The organism is uncultured Aquimarina sp., from assembly GCF_947496855.1.
Lineage (GTDB): Bacteria > Bacteroidota > Bacteroidia > Flavobacteriales > Flavobacteriaceae > Aquimarina.
The window spans coordinates 102,277-117,027 of sequence record NZ_CANMED010000003.1; the positions used below are offsets into that span (position 1 = coordinate 102,277).

Here is a 14,751-nt window from a genome sequence, read left to right on the forward strand (position 1 = left end):
TATTTTTCATATACATTGCTACCAAACGTTTCTACGATTACTTTCAAAATTATATGTACTAAATTTATTGTTACTTCTTAAAAATTAACTGATCTTAACTTATCAATAATTTCTGTGCTTACCCAATACACATTTGATGACTCATCTTCGTCGGATCTATTAAAAAACAAATATTTGCCATCTGGCGTGATACTCGGGCACGATTCACTAAAATTAGAATTTACTTCATTTCCAAGAGGAATTGGTTTTGTCCATGTACCGTCTTTTTCCTTAAAGCAGACATAAATATCGTGATCTTCATTTTCTTTCTTTCGATTATATACCAATAAATACTCTTGAGATGGAGAAATAAACCCGTGATGACCAAATTCAAGTTCTATTTCTTGTACTTCAGGAAATTCACCGTTTTTGTTGGGCGCATAATACATTTTCGCTTTTGAAATACTTGTATAAAAAAGATCTCCATTTTTAGCTTGATTAATATAAAAAACTAGGTCATCATTAATAGGTGAATCAAGTTTTATTGCATCACTCCAAGAGTCCTCTAAACGGTTTACGTACCAAATTTTCTCATCCGAAAAAATAGAATCAAAAGCTGTGAAGTAAATCCTTTTGTCATTAAGACTAACGGATGGATATAATTCCTCATTTTTTTTCCCATCGGTAAAATTTGCTCTTTTAACGGGAGTCCATTTATTACCTTTAAGTTTTGAGAAATAGATAGATGATGTTTCTTCATCTTTTTCATGAGCTGAAAAATATATTTCATCTAAATCAGGAGAAAACGAAATAGTTGATGCGTTCCTTCCGTTGATTGAAACAATTCCAGGAGCAAAAACTTCTGGAATTAAACCTGGTGGTTTTTGTCCAAAATAGAGGTTTTCTGTAGTTGATGAATCACTAACTATTGAGTGCTGTTTTTTATTTTTACAAGCATTTACAAACAATGCAAATACAAGTATTAATAATTTAATAAATTTCATGCTATTTCTTTGTTGTTTATATGTTTGCTAATGGTCTAGTGTTTGAGTAGTAGCGGATTTCTACTTACAGGCCTTTCTGTTCTGCACTGACCTTTGTTTTTATGTTTTTACTTTTATTTTGTCTCTTAAACCGCTATTACTTATACTCATTGTTAACACCTGCTTTTTATTTATAGATACTTTCAATATTCAACTCTTCGGTTATCATTTTCTGCAGAGTTTTCAATTCCTTATTGTAGTTAATATTTTCTTTTTCTTTCTTTTTTAATTCTGATAAAACGTCAAACGCAAAATTTTCCTCTCCATACTCATTCCAATCTTTTTGGAAACTCCTACTCCTATGGTTACCGAATTTGAGTTCCATTTTATGTCTGTTCCATTTTGATTCCATATCAATACTATGGTCAATCAGAATTTTATTATTCTTAATGTTTTTTATTTGAAAAACTCCCATTGGAATTTTCATTTGTTTGTACTCTTCTTTAAGTTCTTTTTTTGTTTTCATATTACATAAATCCTAATTGTTTCATAACAGTTATTCTGTCAAAAACTTGAGTATGTCCATTAATTAAATTGTCCTTGAAATGATAAATTGTTAACCCTTTTGTATTTATGGTTTTTCTAGTTGGTGGATATCCGCCAATCATACCAAGGTTTGTACCAGTTAATATCCAAGTTATAGCAACGTGATTTTCTTCTGGAATTGCAGATGTTATTTCAAAATTCATATCAGGAAATGAATTGAATGAAAAATTCAATCGTTCTTCGAATTCAGAATGAGATAAAGTTTTTCCTTCCCAAGGGTCAGTTGTATCAAGATGGATTGTATATTCTGGATGAACATATTGTTCAACTTTATCAAAATTCTTTTTATTCCAAATTTCAGTCATAAATTCCCGAAGGAAAGATTCTTTGTTCATCTTCTTTTTTTTAAGTTGGTGCTAACGTTTAGGTGTTGTTGCGCTTAGCTATTTATTATACGCTCAAATTTTATTTTTCTAATTCCGTGGTCAGTATTCCATTGTTTAACTTCTTTGAAATCAAATTTTTTATACAATTCAGTTGCAGGCCTATTTTCCAGTCCAGTCTCGACAACAAAAAGATTTGAATCAAATGTATCAAAAACAAATTCCATCAATTTTCTCGCAATTCCTTTTCTAAAAAAGGATGGATTAACAACTAAACTATGAATGTCTGTAAATTTACTGTTGTGCTCGACCTCAATTACTCCAGCAAGTTCTCTATCTTTCAAGTATCCAAAAAACTCTGTGTTACTATTAATGTATTTTTCAAGAGGTCTTTTCAAAGGAGGAAAATCAGTAGCATTTAATAATTCGGCTTCTATCTTATATGCTAATTGAAAAACTGAACGTATTTTTTTAGAGACCTCAATTTCATTATTCTGGAGCTTTTCAATCATCTTATGCAATGGTTTGTTTAATTAAGTACAACATGTATGAAGCAGTATGACAAGATGTTAATAAAATAACATAAATAAAAATATTAAATTTTTTCATAATTGATACTAGTGTTTAACAGGTAGTCGATTTAGAATTAGTAAACTTTTAAGTGTTAGCACCTGCTTTTCTCAGTATGTACTTTCAATATTGAGTTCCTCAATCATCATATTTTCAAGAGTTTTTAATTCTTTATTATAATTAACATTTTCCTCCTCATTATTCTTTAGTTCGGACAAAACTTCAAAATCAAAATTATTTTCTCCATATTCGTTCCAATCTTTTTGAAAGGTTCTATTTCTATGATTCCCGAATTTAAGTTCCATTTTATGTCTATTCCATTTTGACTCCATATCAATGCTATTGTCAATTAGAACTTTATTGCTAACTTTATTTTTTATTTGAAAAACTCCCATTGGAATTTTCATTTGTTTATAATCTTCCTTAAGTTCTTTTTTTGTTTTCATTTTACATAAATCCTAATTGTTTCATAACAGTTAATCTGTCAAAAACTTGAGTGTGTCCATTAATCAAATTGTCTTTGAAATGATAAATAGTCATTCCTTTAGTTTTAATAGCTTTTTTAGTTGGCGAATATTCTCCAATCATTCCAAGATTTATTCCTGTTAGAATCCAAGTTATTGCAACGTGATTTTCTTCTTGAATTGCAGATGTAATTTTAAAATTCATATCAGGAAATGAATTGAATGAAAACTTCAATCGCTCTTTAAATTCGGAATGAGTTAAGGTTTTTCCTTCCCAAGGGTCAGAAGTGTCAAGATGAATTGTATATTCTGGATGAACATATTGTTCAACTTTTTCAAAACCCTGTTTATTCCAAATTTTGTCCATAAATTCCCGAAGGAATGATTCTTTATTCATTGTGTTTCGTATTTTTTTTTTAAGTTGGTACTAACGGTTTGTGTATAAAACGTAGCGTGTAAAAAGATGCCAACTTTTCGGATTAACACAGAGCTGAATTTTTATATTTTGTTTTACTTTTTCTATTTTAAAAGCCAAATTCAAAAATTTGGCGGTCTTTGTAAATAAGCACGAACCTTTCGATTAATCAATTACTAGCTATGTTTTATACACCTTGTTGCAGCCAGTATTTATTTTAATTCATTGTTATAGTTTAATTTCTAATTCAAGAGTAGAGCAACATTCCATAAATCAAAATCACTACTATAATATTGAAGTGAATTACCACAGTGAACAATTACAGTTTCTTTATGAGGAATAATATAAATATTCTGTCCAAGATTTCCGTTTGCATAAAAATGGAAAGTACCGTCTTTATTTGCATGACCCCACCATTGATAATTATAATAAATTCTTTTGTTGCTTCTTCCAAACCATTTTGGGTAAATATCTCGAGGAATTGATTTGTTTTCTAAAGTAGACTCCTGAACCCAATTTTTTGATATAATCTGATTACCAAACCAATTTCCTTCATTAAGCATAAGCTGACCAAAACGTGCATAATCAATCGCCCGGGCAATCAATCGACTTGGCATATATTCAAAATTTGATTCTTTGCTATCTATGGAAAAAAGCGCATCATATTCCATTATTCTTGACCACAATTTCTGCTCCAAATAATTGGATACAGTTACGTTAGTAGCTCTTTCAAGAATCAAACCCAAATAACTTGTATTGTAATTAGAATATTGAAAATCTTTTCCTGGTTCAGATGAAATTTCTACATTTTCAAGTAGCAACTTTCGAACATTAGGGTGATAATAGCCAACTGCTTCATCATGCCAAGGAGAATGAATATTAGTGAAGGGTATATGACTGGTATTGTATTTGAGCCCAGAACGCATTTCTAGTAAATGTTTGATAGTTATTTTTTTGAAACTTGAATCTCGCTCTAATAACTCAGGGATATAATTTGTTATTGGGTCATCTACACTTTTGATTATGCCATCATCAATGGCAGCTCCGATTAAAAATGATATAAACGACTTTGACATAGATTGAGAATGGAAATAGGAATCTCTACTAAAACCATTAAAATATTTCTCATAAATGATTGTATCTTTTTGTATAACAATTAGTGCCGTAGTTTGAGACTCAATAGCCCATTCTTCAAAACTATTAAATCCAGTTTTTGTTACTAGTTCGTCAAATAGTGACTCAACATATTTCTCTTTAGGCTGAGAAATAAATGTATTGGTGCTTTTTGCTCCCTGAATCTCGTGATTTCCAAAGTTCTTATAATCATAAACATCGGCTATATTCATTGTTATAAGTCGATAAACATAGGTAGGTGTATATTGAATAGAAAGAAGTACCAAGAGGAATAGAACAAATGAAATTATTGTAAGAATTGTAATTTTTAGTTTTTTTATCATTTTTTAATGTTTTTGACTATTTGTAAAGTGTTTCGGATTACTAATTGGCCATTATCAAATTTCTCTATTTCTGCACTGCTTTGTTTTTTATACTTGGAGACGGCAATGATAAGAGTGTATTTCGTTTGATCAATATCTGATCCTGAAAATTTTTACCTACCGCGTATATTTTTAGTTGTACTGGACAGTTCACTCATATCAAGTAAAATATATCCATTGTTTAAACTTCCTTTATAAGTTCTATATAATGCATAAGAAATTCTCCATGCATCAGGTAGATTATATTCATATGAGAACCCTGTCCCTTCATTTTTTCTGTATTCATCGTTTTTGGATGAATTATTCCATACTGGTATGATCTGAGTCTCGAAAATTGAATTATCAATCGTCGTTTTAATTGAGCTCGCGTCAATTTTAGACATATTACCCTGTGCTAAAACCATGTCAACACAGAGTAAAAATGTCATTGGGGGAATTAACCAACTTATACTATTTTATTTCATTTTAATTACATTTAATTTTATCTGTTTGACTAATCATCGTTCAAATAGAATTCATTTTAATTAAACATATTTTTTGTAGTTTCAACTTGAAATATTCCATTTTCAATGAAATCATCAAAAAATTGTAGACAGCTTGAAACGATATATACTTTATTAAGCGTATCATAAATTGTGTTATTAATTTATTCACTTCCTTTCTTTGTTACAGATGAATTAACAAACTTTTTCATTTACTGTGATTACAACATTTCCTTTTTTATGTCCTTTATCAACATATCTATGCGCTTCGACAATATGATTAATTGAGAACTTTCTATCAATAACTACTCGAAGTAGACCTGCTTCAACAAGTCTTTTCAAGATTATTAATGCTTCAGCTGTTTCTGGTGAATTTTTTCCTACAACCACTTTTCTACTAGCATTTATTGAAGTCCATATCATTGACAAACTTTTCATAGGTCTACCAATGTTTAAGTAGTATCCATTTTTATTAAGTGCCTTTATACAAACTTTAAAGGGGCATTTATCTATAGTTATAAATATAATATCATAATTTTCGAAACTTTTCGTGAAACCGGTTTTTTCGTAATCAATAACTTTATCAGCTCCTAAGGATTTCACCAAATCTAAATTAGCTTGGCTACATACTCCTGTTACCTCTGCTCCAAAATATTTGGCAATTTGTACGGCATAGGTTCCTACACTTCCAGAAGCTCCATATATCAACACTTTTTGCTCTGGTTTTATATTTCCTATTGTTTTGAGATAATGAAATGCCGTCCGAGCACCGATAGGTATGGCCGCAGCTTCTTCATAAGTAGCATTATTTGGTTTTAAGGCAATCGGTCCATCTTCAGGTAAACATATGTATTCTGCGTAAGCTCCAAATGTTTGCAGGCTAGCCGCGAATACTTGATCTCCTTCTTTAAACAACTTAACATCTTTACCGATAGATTCAATTTTACCAGAAAGTTCCATTCCTAAAATAGACTTTCTAGGCTTTCTAAGCCCCACCATTAATCGAGCAGGAAGCCAGAAAGAGACTGGAATATCAAAACTCCGTACTCTATAATCAGCAGCACTTACCGAAGTTGCATGAACTTTCACAAGTATTTCATTATCCTTTGGAACAGGTTTTTCTACGTCTTGAATTTGTAGAACTTCTGGTGGCCCGTATTTAGTGCATACTACAGCTTTCATCTTTATTAAATTAGGCATGAGATTCAGTAATATTAATATTATTATGAGTTGGCAATTTCCAAGCAATTCGGAATATCCATAAAATGGCAGCAGTCTCAATAGCCATATGAAACGCATCATCAATATCTAAAGAAGGTATACCTGTCGCAAATACTGCTAATGTGATTATACCGGCGATTATGTTAGCCCATTTATTTACATTTTCACTTAATATTCTGGAAAGAAGTATCATCAAAATGGGTATTTCTGCTAAAAACCCACCCAATAACATTAATTCGTCTGTTATTTCGATACCGTTGACAGTTCCAGTCATTATCTCTTCGATAAATCCTGATTTGACGAATTGATGTAGGTCTCTAAAAATTATATTGAGCAATACAAAAATCCATAAAGTTGACAGTAGCGTTTGAGGTTCAATTTTATTATTTATCATCTAATTAATATTTGTTTTGAAGTTGTTCTAATACCTTCCAATCCATCTTTTAAAAACTTATACACCATAGGGTTAATCAACCAAAGTGGCATTCCTTTTGGGTCAAATTGTACACTATTGATTGCTTTACTTGAGTTATTCGTAATTTGTGAAAAACTGCAAGAACCCCTAAAAGTATCAACACGTTTTAGTTTTTTCGAAGGCTGTATCTGAGATTCTTCCCATGCTTCATTCCATCTTGCCCCAAAACCGCCATCTTCATCGCTGAAAAACAGATACCTGACACTCATTTCTGTGTTTTTAAAAAAGAACGGTTCATTGTGAATTACATAAGTTAGAATACTATTTTCAGATTCCTCTGAAATTTCATAGGTCGGATACTTTTTATTTTCAGCATCGTTAGCTAGCTTATCAATATTTTTTTTAAAGGCCTTAAGACAAGCTTCTGAAGATGATTTTACATCTCCTTCAATTTTATACTCTAAGAAATTTGTTCCTTTTAGTTTTCGTTTATAGATTTTCCAAGTAGGGTTTTGAGATTTATCTACTTTAACTATTTGCCATTCATACTTTTCCCATTCTTTAATACTTCTATCCCTTACTGATACACAGCTTTGTAGAACAAGAATCACAAATCCAAATAAGAAAATTTGTCTAGTAAGAATTGTAGCTTGTTTATTCATTGTAAATGATGCTTTAATTGGGGCAAAATTAAACTACAACAAGAGCTTTATCATTAACTTAAGTTACAATCGTCTTGGAGGATGGAAAGTTTCTCTTTGTCTTGATTCTAATATCATTTTAGAGCATGGAAAATAAATCGCTGGTAGTAACATTTGTCTTATAGAATCGTTTAGTTAATAAATAATACATCAATTTGAAAAATCTATCTTTGCAACTATAGAATCTTATTTGTAAATTAAGCTAAATCAGAATCATTCTTAAAACATACTTCTGTGTGGATAGTTAAAAAAGTACACTATGGAATTAAAGGAAAAAGTTAGAGCGATAGTAAGCTGTGCAAACATACTGAACGAAAAGGAAATTGATCTTATCGTCGAAAAAACGATTGTTAAACAATTCAAAAAAGATGAAATTTTATTAAGAGAGGGTCAAATTCCAAGCAAGTGTTATATGGTCGTGGAAGGATGTGTAAGAGAGTATTTGATTAAGGACGGAGTAGAAAAATCAACAGCTTTCTTTACGGAAGGAGATACTTTTGCACCATTCGCTCATGACGGAAAGGGCTCACCATCTAAACATTTCTGGACCTGTAGTGAAGATTGTGTTTTAACTGTAAGTAATCAAGCTTTTGAAAAAGAATTAAGAGCAGCACTTCCCAGACTGGATGCTGTTTTTCAACAAATAGCAGTAGAAAAATTGAATAAAGCGAAAGAAGAATGGAGTATTTTCATATCATCCTCACCAGAAGAAAGATACCTGAATTTACTAGAAACCAGACCAACTCTTTTTAATAGAGTTCCACATCACCAAGTTGCAAGCTATCTTGGTATGGAGCCACAATCACTAAGCAGAATTCGTAAAAGAATTTTTGATAATTACTCAAATTCACATAACTAAACTATTTTCATTTCATTAATGTTCTGATTAAAGTATTTACAAACAAACTAACAGTATTCATGAATTGTCACTAAACTTAAAATCAGATCAAATACCTATATAAGGTAAATTAAGTTTGTAATTTAAACTACTATTGTTAGCTTGAAATTCATAACCAGTACGTAAACCTAATGTCACTTTTTTATCTTTTAATTGTTCAGTATCTGTTTGTGCTTGTAAAGAAAGCGTACAAATGAGACATGTAAATAGTAAAATAGTTTTTCTCATAATTTATTGATTAATTTAATTTTGATTCAAAAATGGGCAAAGACTTACTTATTTAAATCAACTACTATTTTACCAACTACGGTACGCTGCTCGAGACTATGAAGAGCTTCTGGTACGTCTTTTAGTGAAATAACTTTTTGTATAGAGGGCTTTATCTTTTTATCGGCAATCATTTCTAGTACTGTTTTTATATTTGCTGTAACCTCAACCTTTTGAGTTAAAGCCATAAATTTCTGACTACCACGACCAAATCGGCCAAGAAATTTTACTTTAAGCATATTGTAAAAATCACCGCCGACTAATACATATTTACCATCTTTCTTTAAAACCTGTTTGTATCGACCTGGACATTCAAAAGATGCAGTATCAAATACCGCATCAAACTCTTTTCCAATTAAGGCTTTGATTGAATCCTTTTTTTGATAGTCAATAATCTCATCTGCTCCCCAACCTTTTACGGCCTTAATTTTTTTGGTAGAACAGATAGCTGCTACATATGCACCCTGAGCTTTTGCTATCTGAATGCCAAAAGATCCCACACCACCTGAAGCACCGTTGACCAGAACTTTATCACCTGGATTGATTGAACAAAGAATCACTCCCATCATTGCAGCTTGGCCAGATATAGGCACTGTACAGGCTTGTTCAAAAGAAATTTCCTCAGGTTTTTTTACTAAGTATTTTGTATTTACAGTGGTATATTCTGCATAGCCTCCTCCAAAGGATTTTCGAATATCGGCTACCACTGCATCACCTACTTGAAAACCCTTAACATTTTGCCCAATGCTTTGAATAGTTCCTGCTATATCCATTCCTAAGATTCTCTTGTTCTTGGAAGGTCTGAACAATCCAAAAACCAACCGAATAATAAAGTAATTAGCTCGCACAATATATCTATCAGCCGCATTAACTGAGGCACATTCAACTTTCACTAAAACTTCATTCTTATTGGGTATAGGGATTTTACAATCTTTTACAAGTTTCACTACTTCTTGAGGGTTGCCATAGTCTCGAAAAATGATAGCACGCATCAATTTTGAATGTTTCATATTCTTTTTGATGCAAACATATTAGCAAATAATGATTCGGTCTTTGCCAGTGGGTTCAATTATCATTCATTGAGGTTCTTTCTGAACTCAGTAGGAGAACAGCCATATTCATTTTTGAACATTCGAGAAAAACTGGATGGATTAATGAATCCACAATCATAGCATATCTCTTGTATGGAGTTCTGAGAAAAAGCTAAATTACTACGTGCCTTTTCCAACTTTTTTTGAGTGATATATTTAGCTGGTGTGCTGTCGTACATTTTGTTGAATTTTCTTTTAAAAGAAGTCATACTATTGTTTGTCATAGCTGCCAAACGTTGAAGGTTCAATGGTTCATACAAATTAGCATCAATGACTTTCCTAAATGAAAAAGTTTTATTAGAAAATAAACGTCTTATAATTAAATTGAAGTGCGAAGACTCTTCAGTTTGCAGGAGGAGCAGAATAATTTCTTTTAACTTGACCGCCAAAATTTCCTCGCTTAGTGCAGTTTTGTGTTCAAAAAATTTGGCAACACTCAAAAAATAGGCTTTTACTAAGGCCGAAGCGTCTTCTTGAAAGCTGTCTTTTTTTAAAGGGCAATCCAATTCCTTCCAAAATTTTGGCTTTTCGCCATCAAAAACTTTTTGCAGTACGTCTTGATTAAAATGAACAACAATAGTACTTATGTATCCAGTTTCAATTGTGGAGAAACTACGTCCAACTGTTTTACCACATAACGAAAGAATAATTGTTCCTTTAGTAGCTGAAAATCCTGATTTTGTTACATCCTGATTATCACCTTCTAAAATATAGGCAAAACAAGATTCAGAAGGTAAACTTAATTCTTTTTCAATGGGTGTAGATAATTCATACCAAGAGAATAGTGGTTTTTCATACAACGCGATTTGATTAAGTTTTTGAGTCATAAAGTTTACGTCGTGTTCTCTGTGATTTTTTTATTTTCTTTCTGTATTATAATGATATAGGTTAACCTATTTCAGTAAAGTCTTGGATTCATCGTTTTAATGTGTGGTAACATTCCGTACAAGCATAGTGCGTTTCGTCAGCGAGTAATTTCCGAAGAAAATTCAGAAGTAATAAAAGAGCACTAGCTTTTGATTAATCATCTAATTTAGCATTATTTTTATACAATCTTGACAATAGTTTTTTACTTTTCTATTTTAGTCGGATTAGTTTTAAATACATAGGCAAAAAGTATTGCAAAAACTACATACACTACTGTTAGAAAAATAACAATTTCCAGATTATTTTGGATATTAGAAATAACTTTAACTAATGCAATTGCCCCAACTGCAAAATGCATTAAGTTTCCAATGGCAATTGGCTTATTATAAATCCCTCCAATTAACGTTCCTTTTGCCATCCAATTTAAAATTCCAAACCCCAGATATAGTGCACTCAATATATTCAAAAAGAGTATTGTAATGGTACTTGATTCTACATTTAGATATTCAATTACTTCATTCGGTAAAAAAGAAAAAAGGATTCCTATAATTGCTAAGAATATGGCGCTTGAGGTCATTACTATTTTTGTGATCATGATCTTTATTTTTTAATCTGTTAATTGTTCTTTTAAATTTTTTAATTGAGCTATCAATTTATTTAATCGAACTTGTTGCTTCCTTATGGTTTTTGGTCTAAAATAGAAGGTATTTAGAGCTATTGTAAAAAGTACAATCCCGTAAGTTAATACAGCCCAAATAAACGTCATTCTAACTGCATACTCATACATATAAAAGCCAAGACCTAAAGAAAGTAAAAAGAAGTAACCATTTAATAAAGTTGTCTGCTGAAAACGTTGCTTTTCTTTTAGTTGTAATAGCTGCAGCAACTGTTCTTTAGCGCTTGCCTCAAGATTCCTTTTTAATAGAAGCGGCATTAATGTACTTTGAAATGCTACGTATATTAGAATTGCTATCATAATTATGATAATTCCGATTTTTGTTGTCAAAAACTCAGGTTGATAATAGAACCAAATAAAACTAATGCCTATACAAGATATTAGTAAAACAATGTTGCCTGCAATAAGTTTGAAGCGCGTTTTTCTTTTAAACTCATTGGCTTTTTTTATTAGTTCCTCTGGTGTTTGAGTTTCAATTTTCTGCTTATTCCAGTATCGTTTAAAGTCTATGTTGTCTGTCATGTTTCTGGAATTTTTTGGTTAACTTTTCTTTAATTCGGTGAATTTTCACTCTGACATTACCTTCTGTAAGTCCAACAATTTTTGCTATCTCTTTCTGTTTCAATTCCTCCAATTCCAATGATATGATGATACGTTCAACTTCAGGAAGTTCTGAAATGCATTTGTACAAAAACTCTACTTGAGGTTCATTATTCACTAGAATTTCTTCAACTATTTCATTTGGAAATTCAGATTTTGGCATATTTTTATCTTTACTAATTTGTCTTAAGCAAGAGTTTACCGCAATTCTAAACACCCAAGTACCGATGGAAGACTCATTCCTGAATTTTGGTAGATGTTGCCAAACCTTTATAAAGGTTTCTTGCGTAATATCTTTAGCTGCATCATGGTCGTTCATATACCCCATACATTGCCGATATACTTTTGGCCAATACACTTTATGAATTTCTTCAAAAGTCATTAGTGAATCCAAGTTTTTAGAGAGGCTACAAACTGACTTTGTTGATCAATAAAGACATTATGAGAGCAGTTCTCCATGTATTTTAAATTATTTTTTGGTATTATTCCTTTGATTTCCTTAACATGTTCTTTTGAATATAAACCATCTTCGGTACCGTAGAGTCCAAAAACTTCAATTTTATGTTTTAATACATTTTTTAAGTTTTGTGTTAGATCTATTGAAGTATACTTTTCATTTTCCCAAAACCCTTTTGGTGCTTCCATTGTCATTTTTGCATCCTTTCTTTTAACTAAAGTATCTGATTTCAATTTTGTGTAAATGGCTGTGGCTTCTTCAGATGGTGCCTTGGGCATATAAAAACCATTTTGCATGGCATGTCCAAAACTGTACGAACTATATCCCAATGAGTTTTTATCCATGATCTCTAACATTCCAATGTACCTTAGGTTGGTGTTGTCATTATTGCTTTCGTAGATGCTTTTAGAAGTTTTTATAATGGTGCTTAATGTCTCTTGTATAGATAATGGCGCAGCTACCAGTACTAAAGATTTTGTTTTATTTGGATATTTCTCTGCGTAAAGAGTTCCAACCACTCCTCCAAAGCTATGTCCTATAAGGGTAGCAACTTTTAAATTGAATTTTGTATATATGACGTTCAAATCATCAAACGTTTCTTGAAATGTAAATTTTGCGTTTTTATCTGAAGATCTACCTTCTCCACGTCTATCATAAACTATGACAAAAAATCCGTTTTCACTAAGCTTTTTAGCAGTTGTTACTTCAAAACCTATTGAATTGTATCCAGGACCACCATGTAGGTAAATTACGGGTTCATTATTCGGGTTACCAAATGCTTTTGAATAAATCGTTTGAGAATTAATAGCTATTGAAACTAAGATAAATACGAATAAGGTGATAGTTTTTTTCATTTTGATTCCTTTATTTTTCATTTAGATACAAGGAATGACAAAATGTTACAAGCTATTTTTTAATTATTGCAAACATCCCGTATAAGCATAGTAGCGGATTTAAAGCACTTTATTTTCGGATAATGAAATACTTAAATAAAATACAAAACGGTTCGAGTTTACACTCAAACCGCTATTGCGTTTATACATTTGTTAGGCACTGGCTTTATTTTACCAATTTAATTATATTTTTCACCATTTCCCCTCTTGCCGTGGTTATAAAGCTATCAAATTGTATTTTAGTCATATTAGGGTTTTCCATAAATTCATAACTTGATGTCCATACAATCATTGATTTATTGTAGCCAAAATCAACAACCTTAATCGTATTGTTCATGTTTTTTGCTGGAACACCTTCGACAACTTGGTAAGAGTAGGTTCTCGTTTTATCATCGAATCCAGTTATTTTTTCTTTAAAGTGACCGTTCCCGTCTGCAGAAGTACAGACTCTTTCACCACCAATTCCCTTTGGTCCTGTCCATTTTACTTTAGAGACAAAAGATGATAATTCATCAATATTATCCATTTTACGAATTTGTCCCCAAACATCGTCTGCTGAGCTCTCAATTTCAACAACTAGTGGTGTTTGTGCTTGTATTGCTAAAATTGAAGAAATGAATACGGTAAATAAAATTGCTGATTTTTTCATTGTTTTAAATTTTAAAATATTAATAATAGTTATTTTGTAATTTGGTTGATTTAAGTTTTTATTACTGTAGCCTTAGGATATGTATTCTTTATTTTTTTGTAAGTGTCAGTACCTCCAGTTACGCGCTCGCCAGTCTCTATATAGTGTTTTAATCCTACAAGCGTTCCAGATAATTGATTTTTAAATCCTCCTTTGGCAATTATTCCTAAAAAGACTGGCTTAGTTCTGAATTGAAATTCGTATGAAGCGGTTGAAGTACCATCCCCATTATCTTTTACTTTATAAAAAGCTTGAGAATTGTCAAAGTTTAAAGGAAGTTTTGCTCCATCAATTACAACGTTTCTCATTATCATATTTTCGTTATCAATTTCTGCAATGCGCTCTTTAGACCATTGTATTCCTTTTTCATTAAAATTACATTTGCGTTCAGCTCCTAATTCACCTTTTAAAGAACCATTCGTATATTCAGAAGTGAAGATATATGGTGAGAAGTTTGATATTTCTCCATAATCCAAAACCATAGCTTTCCATACACGTTCTGCTGGTGCGTCTATTTTTATTTCTACTTTTACAGTACGGAACTTTTTAACCATACTTTGGGCTAATGCATTTACACTAATTATTCCTAAGAGTGTGAATGCCAATATTGATTTCATTGTTGTTTTCATAGTTCTAAATTTTTAGTTATATAGCTTTGA

The 14,751-nt window shown here is 31.3% G+C and carries 20 protein-coding genes; 1 reads left to right on the top strand and 19 read right to left on the bottom strand.

The features are described 5' to 3' along the window. Positions 1-77: 77 nt before the first annotated feature. The 11 genes from Q0921_RS09895 to Q0921_RS09945 all read right to left on the bottom strand — a co-directional run bounded on the left by Q0921_RS09895 (position 78) and on the right by Q0921_RS09945 (position 7,616). Positions 78-983 carry a hypothetical protein gene (locus Q0921_RS09895; RefSeq protein ID WP_299256313.1) on the bottom strand — a complete coding sequence of 302 codons (906 nt, stop codon included), beginning with the start codon at positions 981-983 and terminating at the stop codon, positions 78-80. A 166-nt stretch (positions 984-1,149) separates the two neighbouring features. Next, positions 1,150-1,488 carry a GIY-YIG nuclease family protein gene (locus Q0921_RS09900; protein ID WP_299256315.1) on the bottom strand — a complete coding sequence of 113 codons (339 nt, stop codon included), beginning with the start codon at positions 1,486-1,488 and terminating at the stop codon, positions 1,150-1,152. 1 nt (position 1,489) lies between these two features. Then, positions 1,490-1,903, bottom strand: coding sequence for an ester cyclase (locus tag Q0921_RS09905; protein ID WP_299256317.1), 414 nt, complete (start codon positions 1,901-1,903; stop codon positions 1,490-1,492). Between the two features lie 44 nt (positions 1,904-1,947). After that, positions 1,948-2,403: a GNAT family N-acetyltransferase gene (locus tag Q0921_RS09910; protein WP_299256318.1), complete on the bottom strand. Its 456-nt coding sequence runs from the start codon at positions 2,401-2,403 to the stop codon at positions 1,948-1,950. Between the two features lie 168 nt (positions 2,404-2,571). Then, a complete protein-coding gene (locus Q0921_RS09915) occupies positions 2,572-2,907 on the bottom strand; it encodes a GIY-YIG nuclease family protein (RefSeq protein ID WP_299256319.1) in 336 nt (111 codons plus the stop codon). Between the two features lies 1 nt (position 2,908). Then, positions 2,909-3,322: an ester cyclase gene (locus Q0921_RS09920; RefSeq protein ID WP_299256320.1), complete on the bottom strand. Its 414-nt coding sequence runs from the start codon at positions 3,320-3,322 to the stop codon at positions 2,909-2,911. 260 nt (positions 3,323-3,582) lie between these two features. Beyond that, positions 3,583-4,797 (bottom strand): serine hydrolase, encoded by a 1,215-nt coding sequence (locus Q0921_RS09925; protein WP_299256322.1) that lies wholly within the window; start codon positions 4,795-4,797, stop codon positions 3,583-3,585. A 152-nt stretch (positions 4,798-4,949) separates the two neighbouring features. Beyond that, complete coding sequence (locus Q0921_RS09930) at positions 4,950-5,264, bottom strand: hypothetical protein (protein ID WP_299256323.1); 315 nt, start codon at positions 5,262-5,264, stop codon at positions 4,950-4,952. 249 nt (positions 5,265-5,513) lie between these two features. Beyond that, positions 5,514-6,500, bottom strand: coding sequence for an NAD(P)-dependent alcohol dehydrogenase (locus tag Q0921_RS09935; RefSeq protein WP_299256324.1), 987 nt, complete (start codon positions 6,498-6,500; stop codon positions 5,514-5,516). A 10-nt stretch (positions 6,501-6,510) separates the two neighbouring features. Continuing rightward, on the bottom strand, positions 6,511-6,933 hold the full coding sequence (locus tag Q0921_RS09940) for a DUF6326 family protein (protein WP_299256325.1): 423 nt from the start codon (positions 6,931-6,933) through the stop codon (positions 6,511-6,513). After that, positions 6,930-7,616: a hypothetical protein gene (locus tag Q0921_RS09945; protein ID WP_299256326.1), complete on the bottom strand. Its 687-nt coding sequence runs from the start codon at positions 7,614-7,616 to the stop codon at positions 6,930-6,932. The genes Q0921_RS09940 and Q0921_RS09945 overlap by 4 nt, the downstream gene beginning before the upstream one ends. 298 nt (positions 7,617-7,914) lie before the next feature. On the opposite strand from Q0921_RS09945, the gene Q0921_RS09950 reads away from it, so the two are divergent. Further along, complete coding sequence (locus Q0921_RS09950; RefSeq protein WP_299256327.1) at positions 7,915-8,514, top strand: Crp/Fnr family transcriptional regulator; 600 nt, start codon at positions 7,915-7,917, stop codon at positions 8,512-8,514. 311 nt (positions 8,515-8,825) lie between these two features. Here Q0921_RS09950 and Q0921_RS09955 read toward each other — a convergent pair whose 3' ends face one another. The 8 genes from Q0921_RS09955 to Q0921_RS09990 all read right to left on the bottom strand — a co-directional run bounded on the left by Q0921_RS09955 (position 8,826) and on the right by Q0921_RS09990 (position 14,721). Further along, positions 8,826-9,830: an NAD(P)-dependent alcohol dehydrogenase gene (locus Q0921_RS09955; protein WP_299256328.1), complete on the bottom strand. Its 1,005-nt coding sequence runs from the start codon at positions 9,828-9,830 to the stop codon at positions 8,826-8,828. Between the two features lie 62 nt (positions 9,831-9,892). Beyond that, positions 9,893-10,738 (bottom strand): AraC family transcriptional regulator, encoded by an 846-nt coding sequence (locus Q0921_RS09960; RefSeq protein ID WP_299256329.1) that lies wholly within the window; start codon positions 10,736-10,738, stop codon positions 9,893-9,895. 242 nt (positions 10,739-10,980) lie between these two features. After that, entirely contained in the window at positions 10,981-11,373 is a 393-nt protein-coding gene (locus tag Q0921_RS09965) for a hypothetical protein (RefSeq protein WP_299256330.1), read from the bottom strand. Positions 11,374-11,385: 12 nt separating this feature from the next. Beyond that, positions 11,386-11,976 carry a hypothetical protein gene (locus Q0921_RS09970; protein WP_299256331.1) on the bottom strand — a complete coding sequence of 197 codons (591 nt, stop codon included), beginning with the start codon at positions 11,974-11,976 and terminating at the stop codon, positions 11,386-11,388. Continuing rightward, a complete protein-coding gene (locus Q0921_RS09975; RefSeq protein ID WP_299257227.1) occupies positions 11,954-12,436 on the bottom strand; it encodes a sigma-70 family RNA polymerase sigma factor in 483 nt (160 codons plus the stop codon). The genes Q0921_RS09970 and Q0921_RS09975 overlap by 23 nt, the downstream gene beginning before the upstream one ends. Then, complete coding sequence (locus tag Q0921_RS09980; protein WP_299256332.1) at positions 12,436-13,365, bottom strand: alpha/beta hydrolase; 930 nt, start codon at positions 13,363-13,365, stop codon at positions 12,436-12,438. Before Q0921_RS09980 ends, Q0921_RS09975 begins: the two co-directional genes overlap by 1 nt. Before the next feature lie 205 nt (positions 13,366-13,570). Further along, positions 13,571-14,053 carry an SRPBCC family protein gene (locus tag Q0921_RS09985; RefSeq protein ID WP_299256333.1) on the bottom strand — a complete coding sequence of 161 codons (483 nt, stop codon included), beginning with the start codon at positions 14,051-14,053 and terminating at the stop codon, positions 13,571-13,573. Between the two features lie 50 nt (positions 14,054-14,103). Further along, a complete protein-coding gene (locus Q0921_RS09990) occupies positions 14,104-14,721 on the bottom strand; it encodes an SRPBCC family protein (protein ID WP_299256334.1) in 618 nt (205 codons plus the stop codon). Between the last annotated feature and the right edge of the window lie 30 nt (positions 14,722-14,751).

Coding starts and splice junctions, on each gene's coding strand:
- Q0921_RS09910 (WP_299256318.1), bottom strand. CDS start 2,403: ATGATTGAAAAGCTCCAGAATAATGAAATTGAGGTCTCTAAAAAAATA.
- Q0921_RS09925 (WP_299256322.1), bottom strand. CDS start 4,797: ATGATAAAAAAACTAAAAATTACAATTCTTACAATAATTTCATTTGTT.
- Q0921_RS09945 (WP_299256326.1), bottom strand. CDS start 7,616: ATGAATAAACAAGCTACAATTCTTACTAGACAAATTTTCTTATTTGGA.
- Q0921_RS09900 (WP_299256315.1), bottom strand. CDS start 1,488: ATGAAAACAAAAAAAGAACTTAAAGAAGAGTACAAACAAATGAAAATT.
- Q0921_RS09960 (WP_299256329.1), bottom strand. CDS start 10,738: ATGACTCAAAAACTTAATCAAATCGCGTTGTATGAAAAACCACTATTC.
- Q0921_RS09975 (WP_299257227.1), bottom strand. CDS start 12,436: ATGACTTTTGAAGAAATTCATAAAGTGTATTGGCCAAAAGTATATCGG.
- Q0921_RS09935 (WP_299256324.1), bottom strand. CDS start 6,500: ATGAAAGCTGTAGTATGCACTAAATACGGGCCACCAGAAGTTCTACAA.
- Q0921_RS09955 (WP_299256328.1), bottom strand. CDS start 9,830: ATGAAACATTCAAAATTGATGCGTGCTATCATTTTTCGAGACTATGGC.
- Q0921_RS09915 (WP_299256319.1), bottom strand. CDS start 2,907: ATGAAAACAAAAAAAGAACTTAAGGAAGATTATAAACAAATGAAAATT.
- Q0921_RS09970 (WP_299256331.1), bottom strand. CDS start 11,976: ATGACAGACAACATAGACTTTAAACGATACTGGAATAAGCAGAAAATT.
- Q0921_RS09965 (WP_299256330.1), bottom strand. CDS start 11,373: ATGATCACAAAAATAGTAATGACCTCAAGCGCCATATTCTTAGCAATT.
- Q0921_RS09920 (WP_299256320.1), bottom strand. CDS start 3,322: ATGAATAAAGAATCATTCCTTCGGGAATTTATGGACAAAATTTGGAAT.
- Q0921_RS09905 (WP_299256317.1), bottom strand. CDS start 1,903: ATGAACAAAGAATCTTTCCTTCGGGAATTTATGACTGAAATTTGGAAT.
- Q0921_RS09985 (WP_299256333.1), bottom strand. CDS start 14,053: ATGAAAAAATCAGCAATTTTATTTACCGTATTCATTTCTTCAATTTTA.
- Q0921_RS09895 (WP_299256313.1), bottom strand. CDS start 983: ATGAAATTTATTAAATTATTAATACTTGTATTTGCATTGTTTGTAAAT.
- Q0921_RS09990 (WP_299256334.1), bottom strand. CDS start 14,721: ATGAAAACAACAATGAAATCAATATTGGCATTCACACTCTTAGGAATA.
- Q0921_RS09980 (WP_299256332.1), bottom strand. CDS start 13,365: ATGAAAAAAACTATCACCTTATTCGTATTTATCTTAGTTTCAATAGCT.
- Q0921_RS09940 (WP_299256325.1), bottom strand. CDS start 6,933: ATGATAAATAATAAAATTGAACCTCAAACGCTACTGTCAACTTTATGG.
- Q0921_RS09950 (WP_299256327.1), top strand. CDS start 7,915: ATGGAATTAAAGGAAAAAGTTAGAGCGATAGTAAGCTGTGCAAACATA.
- Q0921_RS09930 (WP_299256323.1), bottom strand. CDS start 5,264: ATGACATTTTTACTCTGTGTTGACATGGTTTTAGCACAGGGTAATATG.